Source organism: Yinghuangia sp. YIM S10712 (assembly GCF_051388935.1).
Lineage (GTDB): Bacteria > Actinomycetota > Actinomycetes > Streptomycetales > Streptomycetaceae > Yinghuangia.
The window spans coordinates 177,761-195,828 of sequence record NZ_JBPKBI010000011.1 but is presented as its reverse complement, the minus strand read 5'-3'; the positions used below and the strand labels follow the sequence as shown (position 1 = coordinate 195,828).

Sequence of the window (18,068 nt, the reverse complement as noted above, 5' to 3'; positions counted from 1 at the left end):
CATGACCGTCACCACCGCCCCGATCACGCCCGAGACAGGAATCCAGTACACCGGCCTGCACGGCGCCGACCTGGTCGATCCCGCAGTCGCCCGAGAGCTGCGCACCGCCCTGGAGACCCACGGGGTCGTGGTCTGCCGCGAAGCCGACGTCGACGACGCCGAACTCGTCGCCCTCAGCCGCATGCTCGGCGAGGTCGTCGTCGCGCCCATCGGCGGCGACACCACCCACCCGGAGATCTCCGCGGTCACCCTCGACCCCACCAAGAGCGACCTGGCCTCCTACCGCCGCAGCACCTTCTACTGGCACATCGACGGCACCAACGACGCCGTCCCCCAAAAAGCCACCCTCCTCACCGCCCGCGAAGTGGCCGAGGACGGCGGCGACACCGAGTTCGCCAACACCTACGCCGCCTACGACGCACTGCCCGACGACGAGAAACAGCGCATCGCCTCGCTGCGGGTCGTCCACAGCTTCAAGGCCTCGCAACTGTTGGTGACACCCGACCCCACGGCCAAGGAACTCGCCGCGTGGGAACGCGTCCCCGCCCGGGAGCACCCGCTGGTGTGGACCCGCAGCACCGGGCGCAAATCCCTGCTGGTCGGTGCCACCACCGACCACATCGTCGGCATGCCCGCCGACGAAAGCCGCGCCCTCCTCGACCACTACCTCGACTGGGCCACCCAACCCCGCTTCACCGTCCGCCACTCCTGGCGGCGCGGCGACCTGGTCATCTGGGACAACACCGGCATGCTCCACCGCGCCCTCCCCTACCAACCCACCTCCCGCCGCCTCATGCACCGCACCACCCTCATCGGCGAGGAAGCCGTCGCCTGAGCATCGGCAAACGGCCCAGTCGGGCACCAAACACCTTCGGCACCAAGCAAGTTGACGACCCGGAGTGACAATGCGCATCGGTCTCACAGGCGGCGGTTCGACGCCGGAGAAGATCATCGAGCAGGCGAAACGAGCGGAGGCCGAAGGGTTCCACTCCCTCTGGTACGCCAGCGTCGTCCAGGGCGACCCGCTGGTCTCGCTCGCGCTCGCCGGCCGCGAGACCTCGACGATCGAGCTCGGCACCGCCGTACTGCAGACCTACCCGTGCCACCCGCTCCTGCAAGCCCAGCGGGCCGCGTCGACCGTGGCGGGCATGGGCCGCCCTGGCCTCACGATGGGCCTGGGACCCTCCCACGAGGCGAACATCTCGGGCCTATACGGGCTTTCGTACGACCGACCGGGCCGCAACACCGAGGAGTACCTGCAGATCCTCACCAGCCTGCTCCGCGGTGAGGCGGTGGACTTCGAGGGCGATGAGTGGACCACCCACGCCCCCGCCGGAACAGTCAGGGCGGCGCACCCGATCCGGGTGCTTCTGGCCGCGCTGTCGCCACGAAGCCTGCGGGTGGCCGGCACCTACGCGGACGGCGCCGTGCTGTGGATGGCCCCCGCGACGGCGATCGAACGGCACGTCCACCCACGGTTGACCGCCGCGGCCGAGGCCGCAGGCAGGCCGACGCCGCGCATCGTCGCCGGCCTGCCGGTGTGTGTGCACGACGACGAACAGGAGGCACGCGCCGCGGTCGCCGCGCAGGCGGTCGTGTACGCCGGCTCCCCCGCCTACCAGCGAATCCTGGCGATCGGCGGAGCCGACACCCCCGCAGACGCCGCGATCACCGGCAACGAGAAAGCCGTCGAGACACAATTGCGCGCGCTGCTCGACGCCGGCGCCACCGACATCCACGCCCACATCGTCCCCGCCGGCCACGACGCCCGCGCCTCGCTCAAGCGCACGCGCGACCTGCTGCGGGAACTGAACCGCTGAACAACCGGTCGCCGGCCTCCGGAACGGAGGCAACCGACCGCGGGCCATTGCCTCACTGGCAGGCAGGGTGTCACTCCCCCGGCGGCGGCTTCCGTCCGGGGGAGATTCCAGCGAGGGGGTTCAGGCATTCGGCCGCAGAGCGTCCTGCGCCTCTCACGCGTTGCGGTTCGCCGGGTCGCCGCGAGCAAGACCCTCGAATCCCCGATGAGTTCGCAAGGCTGTCGGCGACCGGCAGCCAATGCGGCCATCCTTGCGAATGACGTATTCGCACTCCGACTGGTGCAGCAGGCATCTTGTCCTTCATGGTCGGCGCGACTACGTTATTAACGCGCGTTAGTCCACTCTCGTCGTGTGGGGCGAAGAGAGGCGACCGCCCGTTCGGCATTAATGAAACGTCTCATTCACAGGCACCGGCCGTGCCATCGCCGGTGTGGTAAGGAGTCATCCGTGGCCGACACCGGCGCCGCTGCCTTGTCCGTGGAGCCCCCCACGTTCGAACACGCCCGGGACGGGCTGGGCATTGGCTGGGACCGGCCGCGCTTGTCGTGGAGGACACGTACGCAAAGCTCGGGCTGGCTCCAGAGCGGATATGAGCTTGAGCTGGTGACGGCCGACGGAACCCGTCGCGAGGTCGCAGCGGTCGACTCGGATGAGTCGGTGCTGGTGCCGTGGCCGTTCCCGCCGCTGGGCTCCCGGGAGCGTGTCGGCGTGCGAGTGCGGGTGTCCGGTACGGACGCGCCGGACACCTGGTCGCCGTGGAGTGAGGTGGCGTGGGCGGAGACCGGGCTGTCGGTCGCGGGTGATTGGACGGCACGGTTCGTCTCGCCGGACTGGGACGAGGACGCGCAGCGAGACAACCCCTGCCCGGTGCTGCGCCGGAGGTTCAGCGTCGACGGTGAGGTGGAGTCCGCCCGGTTGTACGCGACAGCGCTGGGTGTCTATAAGGCGGAGCTGAATGGAGTGCCGGTCGGCGATCAGGTGCTGGCTCCGGGGTGGACGCCGTACCACCGGCGGTTGCGCTACCAGACATACGACGTGACCGGCCTCCTTCGCGACGGGGCGAACGTGCTGACGGCGACGCTGGCGGACGGCTGGTATCGCGGTCGGCTCGGTTTCGAGGGCGGGCGCGCACTGTACGGCGAACGGCTGGCGCTGCTGGCCCAGTTGGAGGTCACGTTCGCGGACGGGTCGCTGCTCACGGTGGCCACCGGCGACGACGGCACGTGGCAGGCCGCGACCGGCCCGACGCTGCGATCGAGTCTGTACGACGGGGAGACCCACGACGCCCGGATCACCCCGACCGGGTGGCGGGGCGTGCGGATCGAGCCGTACGACCTGGCGAACGTCGTGGCGCCCGTCGGCCCGCCGGTGCGGCGCATCGAGGAAGTGGCGCCGGTCGCGGTCAGCACGTCCCCGTCGGGCAAAACCATCGTCGACTTCGGCCAGAACCTGGTGGGGCGGCTGCGCATCACCGTGGACGGCGATGCGGGGCACGAGGTGGTGATGCGGCACGCCGAAGTTGTCCTGGACGAGGAGATCTCCACCGCATCGCTGCGCACCGCCGAGGCAACCGACCGGTACATCCTGCGGGGCGAAGGCTCGGAGACGTACGAACCGCGGTTCACTCTCCACGGCTTCCGCTACGTGGAACTCTCCGGCTGGCCAGGAGCGTTCGATCCTGCCGATGTGCGCGCCATCGTGATCCACTCGGATATGGAGCGCACCGGATACTTCTCCTGCTCCGACGCGTTGGTCAACCGGCTGCACGAGAATGCGGTGTGGAGCATGCGCGGCAACTTCGTCGACGTGCCGACGGACTGCCCGCAGCGGGACGAACGCCTCGGCTGGACGGGAGACATCCAGGTCTTCGCCCCCACAGCGTGCACCCTGTACGACAGCGCTGGGCTTTTGTCCTCTTGGCTCATCGACCTGGCACTGGAACAGGACGATAACGGCGCCATGCCCTTCGTGGTCCCGGACCCCGAACGTAAGGCGCGCACCGCCGCCGCGGCGTGGGGCGACGCGGCGACGATCGTGCCGTGGACGCTGTACCGCAGGTACGCCGACCCCGGGGTGCTGGCATCGCAGTTCGACAGCATGCGCGCCTGGGTCGACCACATCGCCGGCCTCGCCGGTCCGCATCTCTTGTGGGACACCGGATTCCAGTTCGGCGACTGGCTCGACCCCACAGCGCCTCCGGAACAGTCGCTGAAAGCCAAGACCCCCGCCGAGGTGGTCGCCACGGCCTATCTCGCCCGGTCCGCCGAATTCGTGGCGAACGCCGCAGGAGTCTTGGATCGCGACGCGGACGCTGCGCACTACGCCGACCTCGCCGCTCGGGTCCGTGCCGCGTTCCAGGCCGAGTACACGACCGCCAACGGCCGCATCGTGCCCGACGCGCAGACCGCGTACGCCCTCGCGCTGCAATTCGCCCTGCTCCCCGCGCCGGAGCAACGTGCGCGGGCCGCCGACCGGCTGGCCGCGCTGGTGCGCGATGACGGGCACCGCATCGGTACCGGCTTCGTCGGCACCCCGCTGATCTGCGACGCGCTCGCCGAGCACGGACACCTCGACACCGCGTACCGACTGCTACTCCAACGGCGGTGCCCGTCCTGGCTCTACCCTGTCACCCAAGGGGCCACCACAATCTGGGAGCGCTGGGACAGTCTGCGTCCCGACGGGACCCTCAATCCCAGCGGCATGACTTCCTTCAACCACTACGCCCTCGGCGCCGTGGTCGACTGGCTCTACCGCACCGTCGCCGGCCTCGACGCCGCCGAACCCGGATACCGGCGCCTGCGCATCGCCCCGCGCCCCGGCGGGGAACTCACTCACGCACACGCCAAGCTCCGCACTCCGTACGGCGACGCTGAGGTCTCCTGGCGGATCGACGGCGACCAACTCGTCGTCGACGTGGTCATCCCCGCGAACACCACCGCAGACGTTCATCTCCCCTCAGGAGAGGACACCCCCGACGGACAGCTTGTGCCCGGTGTCGGCTCCGGGCGCCACACCTGGACCGTCGCCCTGCCCCGAGCGGACGCCTCGGCAGCCATCACGCTCGACACACCGGTCGACACCGTCCTCGCCGACCCCGGAGCCAAGGCCATCCTCAAGGACGCCATGACGCGGCACTGGCCCGGCGCGGTGCCGTACTTCGACTCGTACGACCCCGACTCCCCACGCGACATGACACTGCGCCGGCTCGGCGACTTCTCCCCTCAAGGCCCGGCCATGTTGGCGGAACTCGAGGAACGCTTCGCGCAGTACACGCCAGGGTGACGTCTTGGACCGCGCCGTCGGGCACACCTGTCGACGGCGCGGTCGCACCTCTGGCCTGTCAGTAGGTGGCGCGTCCGCCGCTGATGTCGTAGACGGCGCCGGTGGAGAAGCTGACCCGGTCCGAGGCGAGAAACGCGACAAGTTCGGCGACCTCCTCCGGGCGGCCGATGCGCTGCATCGGAATGAGGTTCGTGATGTGGGCCAGGACGTCGGGGGCGGTGGCCGCGTTCATGGGCGTGGCGATGACCGCCGGGGTGACGACGTTGACCAGGACGCCGGTGGTGGCGAGTTCCTTGCCGGCGGACTTGGTCAGCGCGATCACAGCGGCTTTGGAGGCGGAGTAGGCGGACAGGTTGGGGTTGCCGTCCTTGCCGGCCATGCTGGCGAAATTGACGACGCGCCCCCAGCCGCGCTCCCGCATGCCGGGGATGAACGCACGCATGGTGTTGACCGTGCCCAGGACGTTGACGTCCAGGACGCGGCGCCACTGGTCGGGCGTGGTGTCCAGCAGTGGCTCGTTCGGTCCGACGATGCCGGCCGAGTTGACCAGGATGTCGACGTGTCCGATTCGGCGGGCCGCGTCGCGCAGCGCCTCGTCGTCGGTCACATCCGCACAGATGTCGGCGTCTCCGAGGTCGAGTGTGGTGACCTTGACGTCGTCGGCTCGGAGGCGTTCGGCGGTCGCGGCTCCGAGGCCGCGGGCGCCGCCGGTCACGAGTGCTGTCCTGATGGTCATGGGGTGTCTCCCAACAAGGGAAGGTCGGCAGGGGACGTGATGGGACGGGTCGCCTCTTCGAGGAGTTCGAGCAGGTGCCGGTAGGGGTGGCCGGTCGCCCGCGTCATGCCGAGTTCGCACGTGCGGTTGATTGAGGCGTATGCGGACGCCTCGATACGTCCTACGGCCCCGGCCTCGGCGGCGGTTGCGGACGCGGTGAGTTCCGGGTGCAGCAGCCCACGGTCGCCAGCGAAGGCACAGCAGTTCCAGTCGTCGGGTTCGACGACTGTCTCGGCGGCGGCTGCGGCCACCCGTAGAAGTGCGGGGTTCAGGCCGAGTTGGGTCGATGAGCAGGTGGGGTGGACGACGACGGCGGGAACGCGCCGTGCGGCGGGCAGTCGCGGCAGGAGGACGGTGTCCGCGAAGGCGATCGCGTCGATGACGGTGATGCCGTGTTGGGCGAGCATGCGGGCGAGGCCTTCGGTGCAGGAGGCGGCGTCGACCACGACGGGCAACGCGCCGTCGTCGGTGGCGCGTTGCAGGATCGGGACGACCCGGGCGCGCATGACGGCGTAGCCGTCGGTCAGGCCCTTGGACTTCCACGGGGTCGCGCAGCACAGCGAGGCGATGCCGTCCGGCACGCGGACGTGGACTCCGGCCCGTTCGCACAACGCGAGGAACGCGTCCCGGACACCAATGCCGGAACCCGAGTCCGAATCCGCGGGCCCGAACATCGTCGCGACGCAGGCCGGGAAGTACACCGCCTCGGGATTGGTCGCCGGTCGGGGCACGCGCCGGGTTCCGCCGCGCGGGAGTTCGGATGACCAGGCGGGAACAGTGTCCTTGCCGAGCAAGGCGCGTCCGCCGGCGCTTGCCGCCTGGGGCAGGACGGCGGGCACGGCTCGGGCGGCGGTGAGTGCGCCTGCGGCTGTTCGGGTGGTGCCGTCCCAGTGTCGTGCGGCCGTCGCCCATGCCTTCTGCTCGGTTCGGCCGGTGTGTTCGGCGCGCAGGCGGCGGGTGAGGTCGCCGGTGTCGATGAGGACGGGGCACGCGGTCTGGCACATGCCGTCGACCGCGCAGGTGTCGACGGCGTCGTACCGGTACTCGCTGTTGAGTCGGGCGAGCAGGGCGGTGTCGCCGTTGGTGCGGGCGCGGGCCATCTCGCGGCGCAGCACGATGCGTTGGCGTGGGGTGGTGGTCAGGTCCCGGCTGGGGCAGACGGGTTCGCAGTAGCCGCATTCGACGCAGCGGTCGACTTCGGGTTCGACGGTGGGTGTCGACTTGAGGTGGTGGATGTGCGCGTCGGGGTCGTTGCTGACCAAGACGCCGGGGTTGAGGAGTCCGCGCGGGTCGATGAGGTGCTTGGTCTCGCGCATGACCTCGTGGAGTTCGTCGCCATATTGGCGGCGGACGTACGGCGCCATGATGCGTCCGGTGCCGTGTTCGGCTTTGAGTGTGCCGCCGTGCCCGAGGACGATGTCGACCAGGTCGTCGGTGAACTCCTGGTAGCGGTTGAGGAGTTCGGGCCGGTCGAACCGCTCGTTGAGCATGAAGTGGACGTTGCCGTCCTTGGCATGGCCGAAGATGACACTGTCGGTGTAGCCGTGGCGGTCGAACAGCTCGGTGAGGTCCGCGCACGTGGCGAGCAGCCGGTCGACCGGGACGGCGATGTCTTCGAGCAGCGCGGTCGTTCCGGACGGGCGGGCCCCGGCGACGGCGGTGAACAGGCCTTTGCGGATGTGCCAGAGCGCGGCGCGCGCGGCTGCGTCGGGGGTCAGCTTTCCCGGTGCGGTCAGCGGAAGTTCGCGGAGGAGCACGGCCGCCGCCGTGATGCGTTCGTCGAGGGCTTCGGTGGTCGGCTGCTGGTGTTCGACGAGCAGGGCGGCGTGATCGCGGACGGCCAGGGCACGCAAGTTCGCGGCGGCTTTCGGGTCGCGTTGCGCGACGCGGAGGCTTGTGGCGTCGAGGAGTTCGATGGTCGCGAACCCGGCTGCTACCAGGTCGGGCAGCGCGCCGGTCGCCGTCGCGAGGTCGGGGAAGAGCAGCAGGCCGGTGGCAGCGTGCGGGTGCGCCGGAATGGTGCGAAAGGTGGCCTCTGCGACGAAGGCGAGGGTGCCTTCGCTGCCGACGACCAGGTGGGTGAGGATGTCGGCGGGGCTGGTGTGGTCGACGAACGAGTTGACGCCGTAGCCCATGGTGTTCTTCAGCGCGTACAAGCGGCGGATCGTCGCCACCGACGCCCTGTTGCCGCGTACGCGGTCGCGGAGGCGGATGAGCCCGGCATGGATGTCGGGTTCGAGGGCGCGCAGCCGCTCGTCGGCATCGCGGGCGCCGGTGTCCAGGACGGTCCCGCTCGGCAGCACGAGAACGGCCGATTCGAGGGTCTGGTACGTGTTGAACTCGGTGCCGCACGCCATCCCGCTGGAGTTGTTGGCCACGACACCACCGATCGTGCAGGCGATCTCACTGGCCGGGTCCGGGCCCAACTTCCGTCCGTAGCGGGCGAGTCGGGCGTTGACGGCGCGTACGGTGGCGCCGGGTTGGACGCGTACGCGCGCGCCGTCGTCGAGGACTTCGATGTCGCGGAAGTTGCGGCGGGTGTCGACCATCACGCCGTCGTTCGTCGCCTGACCGGACAGGCTTGTGCCGCCCGAGCGGAACGTCAGCGGCACCCCTTGGACGGCACTGACGCGCAGCAGCTCGGCGACCTGCGCGGCATTGCGCGGCCTGACCACGGCCCGGGGGACGAGCAGGTAGTGCGAGGCGTCGTGCGCGTACGCGAGCCGGTCGATGGCACGGGCCGCGACCGCGCCCGGCGCCGCGCGCTCCAGTGTGGTCAGCAACTTGTCGTTGAGACCCGGGAGTTCGTCGCTGCGGTCGGAGGTCCGCCGGTCAGTGCGACTCACGGCTCACCGCCGATCCGCTGGAGCCGATCAGGAAGTCGAGATCGGCGCCGACGTCGGCGCCGAGCACGTGGTCGACGTAGAGCCGTTCCCAACCGCGCGTGGGTTTCGCGAAACCGGCGAGGGTGGCCTCGTTCGGTGTCCGCAGGGCGAGTTCGTCGACGGGCACGTCGACGTCAATACGGCGGGCCTCGACGTCGAGGCTGATGACATCCCCCGTCCGGACCAGGGCGAGCGGCCCGCCGGCTGCTGCCTCGGGCGCCACGTGCAGGACGACCGTGCCGTATGCGGTGCCGCTCATCCGGCCGTCACACACGCGGACCATGTCTCGGACGCCCTGTTCGAGCAGCTTCGTGGGCAAGGGCATGTTCGACACCTCCGGCATGCCGGGATAGCCCTTGGGCCCGCAGCCGCGCAGGACCAGCACCGAGTCGGCGTCGACGTCGAGATCGGGGTCGTCGATGCGGGCGTGGAAGTCCTCGATGCTGTCGAAGACGACGGCTCGGCCGCGATGGCGCAGCAGGTGCGGGGAGGCGGCCGCGGGTTTGATCAGCGCGCCGCCGGGCGCGAGGTTGCCGCGCAGGACGGCGATGCCGCCCTCGGTGATCAGGGGCTCAGATCGACCGCGGATGACCTCGGGGTCCCAGATCCGGGCGTCGTCCAGGTGGTCGACGAAGGGCTTGCCGGTGACCGTGAGCGCGTCGGCGTCAAGCAGGTCGCGTACCTCGCGAAGGACGGCGGGCAGGCCTCCGGCACGGTGGAAGTCGTCCATCAGGAAACGGCCCGCGGGCAGCAGGTCGACCAGCACGGGTACGCGGGACCCGATGCGGTCGAAATCGTCGATCGTCAGATCGACACCCAACCGCCCGGCGATCGCCAGCAAGTGGACGACGGCGTTGGTCGACCCGCCGATCGCGGCCAGCGCCACGATCGCGTTGCGGAACGAGGCCTTGGTCAGGAACGTGCTCGGCCGCCGGTCGGCGGACACCATCTCCACCGCCAACTTGCCTGTCCCGTGGGCGGCTTCGAGCAGACGGCTGTCGGAGGCGGGGGTCCCGGCGACTCCGGGGACGACCATGCCCAATGCCTCGGCCACCAGGGCCATCGTCGATGCGGTGCCCATGGTGTTGCAGTGGCCCCGGCTGCGGATCATCGCCGACTCGGACCGGGTGAACTGCTCCTGCGTCAGGGAGCCCGCGCGTACCTCCTCCGACAGCCGCCACACATCGGTGCCGCAGCCCAGCGGCGCGCCGCGAAACGTCCCGGTGAGCATGGGCCCGCCCGGCACGACAACGGCGGGCAAGTCCACCGACGCGGCGGCCATCAGCAACGACGGGATGGTCTTGTCACAGCCGCCGAGCAAAACGACGCCGTCGATCGGGTTCGCCCGCAGCATCTCCTCGGTGGCCATCGCCGCCATGTTGCGCCACAGCATGGCCGTGGGCCGCACCTGGGTCTCGCCCAGGGACACCACGGGCAGTTCGAGCGGAATACCACCCGCTTCGTACACACCGTTGCGGACGGACGCGGCAACCTCGGTCAGGTGGCTATTGCACGGGGTCAGGTCCGAGGCCGTATTGGCGATCGCGATCTGCGGGCGGCCGGTGAACGCATCGCCCGGCAGGCCCCGGCGCATCCACGCCCGGTGGATGTAGGCGTTGCGGTCGTCGCCGGCGTACCACTGAGCGCTGCGAAGTCTCACCGACGGCTCTCTTTCCAATAATCGGTACATTGGTCTAATGTTCGGAACGCCATGAAGCATACGCACACATCCGACGAACCGACAGCACCCGCAGGCGACGCCGGAGCAGACGCCGACAGCAGCCGCCTCGTGGGGTCGGACCGCGTCCTCGCGGTCCTCAAGGAGCTCGCCCGCCACCCCGACGGAATCGGCCTGGACGAGCTGACCCGGCTGATGGGGAGCCCCAAGCCGACGGTTCACCGCGCGCTCGGCGCGTTGCGCCGGGCCGGCTTGGCCGATCAGGACGCCCGCAGCCGCTACGTCCTCGGCGACGAGTTCCTGCGGATGGCGTTCACCCACCACGAGGCCCGGCCCGAGCACCTCCGCATCCGGCCGGTACTGGAGACGCTGGCCGAGCGTTTCGGTGAGACGGCGCACTACGCGGTCCTCGACGGCCGGGAGGTCGTGTACCGCGCCAAGGTCGACCCGCCGACCGGTGCCGTACGGCTCACCTCGACGATCGGCGGGCGCAACCCCGCCCACGCCACCGGCGTCGGGAAGCTGCTGCTCGCCGCGCGACTGCCGACGCTCGACGCGGTGAAGGCGTGGATCGGGGAGGCGACTCTCCTGCGCCGCACGCCTCGAACCCTGTGCACGGCCGAGGAACTGCACCGCGAATTCCAAGGCGTCCGGGACCTGGGCTACGCGGTCGACAACCAGGAGAACGAAGCCGGCGTCAACTGCGTTGCCGTGCCCGTCTATACGACCTCGCCGTCGACTCCGGCCGGCGCGGTGAGCGTCAGCGCGGTCGCCTACCGCACGCCCTTGGACGTGCTGGTCGCCGCGGCCGAGGAGATCGTCGACCTGCTCGGCCCGCTGGGAAGGAGCGAGCCGTGAGGACCATGACTCCTGCGACCGAGGAGGCGTTTCAGCTCGCCGAGGGCCCGGTGTGGGATGCCGAGCGGCAACGGCTGGTGTGGGTCGACATCCTCGCCGGGCTGGTGCTCGAAGGAACCGTCGGGGACCACCGCATCGAGGTAGTCGGGCGGCACCGATTCGAGGGGATGGTCGGTGCCGTGGCCGTCGGCGGCAATGGCACGCTTCTCGTCGCCGGCCAAGAACGGCTTGTCGTCCTGACCGCTGACGGTGTGCGCCACGAGGGGCCGCGCATCGTCCCCGACGGTGAAGCACGTCGGCTCAACGACGGCAGCACAGACCCCGTAGGACGCTTCCTGGTCGGCACCCTCAGCCTGGCCGGCCCGTCCGAACGTGAGGTTCTTGTCCGCCTGGAGGACGACGGCCGCGTCACCGAACTGGACAGCGATCTCACGCTGTCCAACGGTCTGGCCTGGTCCGTCGACGGGCACCGCATGTACAGCGTCGACACCATGCAGCGCACCATCTTCGTCCGCGGGTACGACCCGGCCGACGGCGCGGTAGGCGAGCGCTGTGTGCACCTCACCTTCGACGACGGTTATCCCGACGGCATCGCCCTGGATGTCGCCGACCACCTCTGGGTCGCGGTCTGGGGGGCCGGGGAGGTCCGCCGCTACACGCCCGTCGGAGCGCTCGTCGAGCGGGTAGCCGTACCGGCACCCCACACCTCCAGCGTCGCGTTCGCCGGGCACGACCTGCGCACCCTCGTCGTGACCACCGCGAGCGCCGAGCTCGATGACGCTCAGCGGCGCGAAAACCCCCAGTCGGGACGACTCTTCAGCACCCGTGTAGACGTGCCGGGCGCGCCCGTGCCTCCTTGGGCCGGGCTGTCAGGCCCCGCCTCGACCAACTCCTGACCCACTCAGCCGAACAACGGAGAACGATCCCCGTGTATCTCATGCGCATCGGCGCCCCCGGCGCCGAAAAGCCCGTCGCACGCATCGACGACCAGACGTACGTCGACCTGTCCGACGTCGTCTCGGACTTCGACGAGGCGTTCTTCGGCGATGGTGGCATCGACCGCGTCCGTCCTGTCGTGGCCGAGCGCGCCGCGGCGGGCCAGGTCTCGCTTCTCGCCGGAGAACGAATCGGAGCCCCCATCGCGCGCCCGCACCAGATCCTGTGCATCGGACTGAACTTCCGCGACCACGCGGCCGAGACCGGGCAGGCCGTGCCCGAGGAGCCGATCCTGTTCACCAAGTCGCCCAACACCCTCGTCGGCCCGAACGACGACGTCCGCATTCCGCGCGGCTCCACCAAACCCGACTGGGAGGTCGAACTCGGCATCGTGATCGGCCGACGCACCAGCTACCTGGACTCCGCGGAGCAGGCGCGCGACGCGATCGCCGGGTACGTGGTCGTCAACGACGTCAGCGAGCGCGCCTTCCAGATGGAGCGCGGCGGGCAGTGGGCCAAGGGCAAGTCCGCCGAGACGTTCAACCCCGCCGGGCCGTGGCTGGTCACCCCCGACGAGATCGACGATGTGCTCGCGCTGGACATGTGGCTCGACGTCAACGGCGTCCGCCGCCAGGACGGCAGCAGCAAGACCATGATCTTCGACCCGCACTACATCGTCCACTACCTCAGCCAGTTCCTGGTCCTGGAGCCCGGCGACCTGATCAACACCGGCACCCCGCCCGGCGTCGGCATGGGGCACACCCCGCCCGTCTGGCTGCAACCCGGCGATGTCATGGAACTGGGCATCGAAGGCCTCGGCACCCAGCGCCAAAACGTGCTCGGACCGCGGTGAGCACCCGCCGGATGCGCGCGTTCGTGCTCACCGCGCCGGGCGAATACGCGGTGCAGGATGTCCCGGCCCCGGTCGCGGGGCCGGGAGAGGCCGTCATCGACGTCGAACGCGTCGGCGTATGCGGCACCGACGTGGAGTTCTTCACCGGTGAGATGGCGTACTTGCACCAGGGGCGCTCCGCGTACCCGATGCGCCTGGGCCACGAATGGGCAGGCCGCGTCGCGTCGGTGGGCGACGGCGTCGATCCGGAGTGGGTGGGCCGCCGCGTCATGGGCGACACCATGCTGGGCGACGGAACCTGCCGCCGCTGCCGGCGCGGACACCACCACGTGTGCGACACACTCCGCGAAGTCGGCGTCAGCGGCGGCCAAGACGGCGCCCTGGCCGAGCAAATCGCCGTGCCGGTCTCCTCGCTGCATGTCCTGCCCGACTCGGTCGATGCCGCGCTCGGCGCGCTGGTCGAGCCCGGTGGCAACGCCCTGCGCGCCGCCCAGGCCGGCGAACTCCGGCTCGGTGACCGGGTGTTGGTCCTCGGCCCGGGGACTATCGGCCTGCTGGTCGCGATGTTCGCTCGCGCGGCCGGTGCCGAGGTCCATCTGATGGGCCGTACGGAAGAATCACTCGGCTTCGCACGCAGCCTCGGCTTCGAGGATGTGTGGTCGGAGGGCGCCCTGCCGCATCTGCCGTTCGACGCGGTCGTCGACGCCTCGAACGCCGCGCACCTGCCCGCCCTGGCCCTGGACCTGGTCGAACCGGCCGGACGTGTCGTCTACGTGGGCCTCGCGGGCGAACGCAGCACGATCGACACCCGCACCCTCGCACTCAAGGACGTGACCGCCGTCGGCGTGCTGTCCGCGTCCCCCGCCCTCGACGCCACCATCCGCGCCTACGCGGACGGCTCCGTCGACCCCCGGCCACTCGTCGCCGCCACCGTCGGCCTGGACCAGGTCGGCGCCGTCCTCGCCGGCGAGCGCGCGGTCGATGCCGGGCCGGGACCCAAAATCCACGTCGATCCCCGTTTGCCCTGAGCGATGCGGGCATCTCGTGAACAAGCGGCCCTTTGGGCCTCGCTGCCACGCGAACCGGCCTTCAGGGGCGGCTGGTTCGCGTGGCCGCGGTCTGCGACCACGCCCGATCACTGTCGGTGCGTCAGGACCCCGGCCGGTATGCGTTTCTCTCCGGGTCGTAGCTGTAGATGCGCACGGGGATCGCGCCGTGCGGGGTCGCGCGGGTGTAGTTGGCCTGGTCCACGTAGTTTGCGACTCGGAGGGGGCCGAGTGTGAAGCCGGCCTCCTGGAAGCTCGCGTACGTCAGGTCGTCGCCGGCCTTGGTGGCGATGGCGGTGAAGAGGTCGAGATTGCGGCACGCTGTCTCGACGGCCACCTGCGGTGTGGGGCTTCCGATGGGCACGGTCCGCGGGTCGAGGGACACCTTGCCGTCCAGTGCGGGAATCGCCGTTTCGACGTCGGCGATGCATTCCCGGATGGCCGACTCCTCCCAGCGGACGACCGGGCCCAGGGCCGCGGCGCCGACCAGGGTGCCGTAGTCGTGCTTCGCGGTGTCCCTGGTGTAGACCTCGGCCGACGAGACGTCGGTGAACAGCAGTTGGGGACGGTAGTTCGTCTTCTCCAACTGCATGGGGAACTGCTGCCCCATACCGCCGACCACGACGACGGTGTCGGCTCCGGCGGCCTGCACCTTCTGGACTATCGCGGCCGTTTGCTGGGCGACCGCCGCGGCATCGCGGAAATTCGTGTCCAGAATCGCGGTCTCCACCGGGTTGACGCCGTTCCGTTGCAGCGCGGGGACCGCGATCTCCCGCACGAGCGCCTGCTCGTTGACGACACCGACGACCGCAACCTTCTTCCCGGCGAGGGCGTTTTGCCGGGCGAACAACTCAAGGCCGTCGGCGACTTCGTCGCCTCCTCGCGCGTAGGAGAACCACGGGGCTTGGGCTTGTGCGTAGTTCTTCGCGGTGAGGGGGCCGCCGATGACGGCGGTCTGGTTGGTCCCCACATAGCACAGGGGTTCGTCGGCGTTGAAGCTGCCGAGGGCTACGAAGACCTTTTCGTCCTGGGTCAGTTTCCGGCAGGCTTCCTGCGCGGACGTCGGTGCGAGGGGGTTGACCTTCCCGAAGACGGGCTGGATCACGCGGCCGTTGATGCCGCCGTCGGCGTTGAGTTTGGTGATCAACGCGGTGTATACGGCCTCGTAGTCGCCGTGGTCGATGTTGACCAACTGCCTGATCGCAGACAGGTCGGGGTAGGTGATGCCGACTTTGATGGTCGTGTCGGTCACTCCGGGCGCGATGTCCGCAGCGGGGGGAGCGAAGGGCTCACCGGGGCCGCCGGCGTCGTCGTTCTCGCCCGCGCCGCACCCGGCGGCGACGAGCGCGGCGACAGCGGCGCCCACCACGGCGGTGCGGCCTCTGGAGCGGTTGCGTCTCATGGTCCGTGGATCCTTATCAGTGTCGGTCGGCAGGGTGCGGGCACGCATGTGACAAGGAAGTCGCCTGCGGCCACCTTGTTCGTGTTCCTCAGACCACATAAGCGGGGATGGTGATCGTCGCGGCGCACGCGATGTCGTCGCTGCTCGTGCCCGCCATGACAGTGATGTCGCCGGCTTCGATGCCGCGGCGGCCGTCGACCATCGTGTAGTGGAGCCGTTCGAGGGGGGCCTCCAGGACGATGTGCCGGGTCTCCCCCACCGTCAGGCTGACGCGGGCGAACCGGAGCAACTGCCGTACCGGCCGGACCACGGAGGCCGCTTCGTCGCGGGCATACAGTTGGACGACGGTCTCACCAGCGATGCCGCCGGTGTTGGTGACGGTGAGCCGGGCGCGGATGGTCCCCCGAGCGAACTCGACTGCCGGAGCAGCCCGTTCGTCGAGGGCCACCTCGAAGGTGCTGTACGAAAGGCCGTGGCCGAACGCGTACAGCGGACTCTGATCATCCAAGTCCCCGTAACCGTGCCGCGTTCCGGTGGGATGACCGTAGCCGCTGCCGTAGTGGTGACCGTGGTAAATCGGAATCTGGCCCAGGTGCCGGGGGAAGGTGCTGGGGAGTTTGCCGCTGGGGTTGACCGCCCCGAAGAGCACGTCGGCGAGCGCGGGGCCGGCTTCCTCGCCCAGTAGCGGGGCGAGGAGGACTGCGTTGGACGCCCGCGCGACGCGGTCCAGGAGCAGGGGACGGCCCGAAATCACGACGGTGACGAGCGGCTTGCCGGTTGCGGCGATCAGGTCGATGAGGTCTTCCTGGTCTCCGGGCAGCGAGGGGGACGCGGTGGACTGGCCTTCGCCGGCGGTGTTGTTGCCAACCCAGCCGGTGCGTTCGCCGACGACCGCGACGACCAGGTCGGCGTCGGCCACCGCGACAGCGACCGCCGCGGCTTGGAGCGGCTGTTCGGCGTCGGCTTCGAAGCTGCCGAGCCGCACGTAGTCGATCTTGGCGTCGTGCGCCCGCAGTGCCTCCACAACGGTGGGGGCATCGGGGTGAAGCCGCCGTGCGACCTGTTCGAAGGTCGGGTCCATACCCGGCATGCGGGTCTGGAAGATGTCGGTGAACACGAACGTCGCCGGGTCCACGCCGGGGACCTGCCCTGACATCACAGCCATCATGCCGATCGGCATCTCGGCCGACGAGACCGACGTGTACGCGCCGAAGTGAACACGCAGTTCGTCGGCTGCGGGCCCGACCACCACGATCCGCTTGTCGCCGGCGGTCAGCGGCAGTGTGCCGTCGTTGTCCAGCAGCACCACACCGCGCGCGGCGATCGCCCGCCGGACCTCGGCCGCCTCCACCGTGTCCACGGTCACGGCCGCGGCGGTGGTCGGCGGTGGGCTGAACGCCGGGATCAGGCCGGTGCGGGCCTTCGCGGTGAGGACGCGTGCGACCGCGGTGTCGATGACCTGCTCGTCGATGCGTCCGGCGGCGACCTCCTCGGCGAGGTGGGAGTAGTTGGGGTCGCCCGGCAGTTCGACGTCCAAGCCTGCGGTCAGGGCCGCAACTGCCGCCTCCCCGGGGCTTGTTGCGGTGTGGTAGGTGGTGCGCAGGAGGTTGACCGCGTCGTAGTCGCTGACCACCATGCCGTCGAAGCCGAGGGTGTCGCGCAGGAGTTCGGTGAGCAGCCAGCGGTTGGCCGACGCGGGTACGCCGTCGATCTCGTTGTACGAGTTCATGACCACCGACAGCCCGGCCTCGGCGATGGCCCGCCGGAACGGCTCGGCGTACTCGTCGACGAGGGCCCGGCGGCCCAGTTGCGTGATCGCCTGGTTAAGCCCCCCTTCGGACGCCCCATATCCGACGAAGTGCTTGCCGGTCGCCAGCACTTCGTTGTCCTGCCCGCTTCCTTGGATGCCGCGCACGAACGCGACGGAGAACTGCGCGGCCAGTTCGGGGTCCTCGCCGTACGTCTCGTGGACGCGGCCCCAGCGCGGATCGCGGTTGATGTCCATGACCGGGGAGAACAGCAGTTGGATCCCCGCGTTGCGCATGTGCGCGGAGGTCACCGCGGCGGACCGGCGGGCCAACTCCGGGTCCCACGTGGCCGCCTGCGCCCAAGCCGTTGGGAACTGCGACCCGGAGTCATGAACCAGACCGCTGATGCCCTCGAAGTGGATCAGCGCGCCGATACCGAACGGCGACACATCGCGGACAGCGGCCTGAACCTGCCCAACTTGGGTTCGCAGGCTCTCCGCGTCCCTCCCGAGGAACCAGCCCAGAGACAAGTGCCCCACACCGTGCGGACGCAGCGCCGGAAGCCTCGTCAGGTCGGTGACCGGGCCCGTTTCGAGACTGCCGCTGCCTCGGACGAGGAGGTCCGCGACGCTGAACCCGCCGAGTTGGGCGATCTTCTGCTCAAGCGTCAGCTTGGACAGCAGTTTGGTGATGTCGTCGGAGCTCCACGACCGAGTGGACATTCCGAGTTCTCCTTGTCTGGGCGGTACTTGGGGGCGGGTGATGCGGGCGTGCCGAGCGGGTGT

12 protein-coding genes are annotated in these 18,068 nt (G+C 69.9%); 7 read left to right on the top strand and 5 right to left on the bottom strand.

Translation table 11 applies throughout. The features are described 5' to 3' along the window. The first annotated feature begins 1 nt into the window (after position 1). The 3 genes from ACRX5W_RS22160 to ACRX5W_RS22150 all read left to right on the top strand — a co-directional run bounded on the left by ACRX5W_RS22160 (position 2) and on the right by ACRX5W_RS22150 (position 5,102). Positions 2-835 carry a TauD/TfdA dioxygenase family protein gene (locus tag ACRX5W_RS22160; protein WP_436789984.1) on the top strand — a complete coding sequence of 278 codons (834 nt, stop codon included), beginning with the start codon at positions 2-4 and terminating at the stop codon, positions 833-835. A gap of 70 nt (positions 836-905) precedes the next feature. Beyond that, positions 906-1,820, top strand: a complete 915-nt coding sequence (locus ACRX5W_RS22155) for a TIGR03564 family F420-dependent LLM class oxidoreductase (RefSeq protein WP_436789983.1) — start codon at positions 906-908, stop codon at positions 1,818-1,820. A 447-nt stretch (positions 1,821-2,267) separates the two neighbouring features. Next, positions 2,268-5,102 (top strand): family 78 glycoside hydrolase catalytic domain, encoded by a 2,835-nt coding sequence (locus ACRX5W_RS22150; protein WP_436789982.1) that lies wholly within the window; start codon positions 2,268-2,270, stop codon positions 5,100-5,102. A gap of 58 nt (positions 5,103-5,160) precedes the next feature. Here ACRX5W_RS22150 and ACRX5W_RS22145 read toward each other — a convergent pair whose 3' ends face one another. Genes ACRX5W_RS22145 through ACRX5W_RS22135 form a run of 3 tightly spaced genes read right to left on the bottom strand, consistent with a single transcriptional unit; the run spans position 5,161 to position 10,422 of the window. Then, a complete protein-coding gene (locus ACRX5W_RS22145) occupies positions 5,161-5,838 on the bottom strand; it encodes an SDR family NAD(P)-dependent oxidoreductase (RefSeq protein ID WP_436789981.1) in 678 nt (225 codons plus the stop codon). Beyond that, positions 5,835-8,723, bottom strand: a complete 2,889-nt coding sequence (locus ACRX5W_RS22140; protein WP_436789980.1) for an FAD-binding and (Fe-S)-binding domain-containing protein — start codon at positions 8,721-8,723, stop codon at positions 5,835-5,837. Before ACRX5W_RS22140 ends, ACRX5W_RS22145 begins: the two co-directional genes overlap by 4 nt. Continuing rightward, a complete protein-coding gene (locus tag ACRX5W_RS22135; RefSeq protein WP_436789979.1) occupies positions 8,710-10,422 on the bottom strand; it encodes an IlvD/Edd family dehydratase in 1,713 nt (570 codons plus the stop codon). Before ACRX5W_RS22135 ends, ACRX5W_RS22140 begins: the two co-directional genes overlap by 14 nt. Before the next feature lie 51 nt (positions 10,423-10,473). Between ACRX5W_RS22135 and ACRX5W_RS22130 the strand changes: the two genes are divergently transcribed. The 4 genes from ACRX5W_RS22130 to ACRX5W_RS22115 are packed head-to-tail and all read left to right on the top strand — an operon-like array spanning position 10,474 to position 14,115. Further along, positions 10,474-11,298, top strand: coding sequence for an IclR family transcriptional regulator (locus ACRX5W_RS22130; protein ID WP_436789978.1), 825 nt, complete (start codon positions 10,474-10,476; stop codon positions 11,296-11,298). Positions 11,299-11,303: 5 nt separating this feature from the next. Then, positions 11,304-12,194, top strand: a complete 891-nt coding sequence (locus tag ACRX5W_RS22125; protein WP_436790019.1) for an SMP-30/gluconolactonase/LRE family protein — start codon at positions 11,304-11,306, stop codon at positions 12,192-12,194. 32 nt (positions 12,195-12,226) lie between these two features. Continuing rightward, positions 12,227-13,087: a fumarylacetoacetate hydrolase family protein gene (locus ACRX5W_RS22120; RefSeq protein WP_436789977.1), complete on the top strand. Its 861-nt coding sequence runs from the start codon at positions 12,227-12,229 to the stop codon at positions 13,085-13,087. A gap of 11 nt (positions 13,088-13,098) precedes the next feature. Further along, complete coding sequence (locus tag ACRX5W_RS22115; protein WP_436790018.1) at positions 13,099-14,115, top strand: zinc-dependent alcohol dehydrogenase; 1,017 nt, start codon at positions 13,099-13,101, stop codon at positions 14,113-14,115. A 121-nt stretch (positions 14,116-14,236) separates the two neighbouring features. Here the strand turns inward: ACRX5W_RS22115 and ACRX5W_RS22110 are convergent, their stop codons facing one another. Continuing rightward, positions 14,237-15,535 (bottom strand): hypothetical protein, encoded by a 1,299-nt coding sequence (locus ACRX5W_RS22110; protein WP_436789976.1) that lies wholly within the window; start codon positions 15,533-15,535, stop codon positions 14,237-14,239. Between the two features lie 88 nt (positions 15,536-15,623). After that, entirely contained in the window at positions 15,624-18,005 is a 2,382-nt protein-coding gene (locus ACRX5W_RS22105) for a glycoside hydrolase family 3 N-terminal domain-containing protein (RefSeq protein ID WP_436789975.1), read from the bottom strand. Positions 18,006-18,068 lie beyond the last annotated feature (63 nt).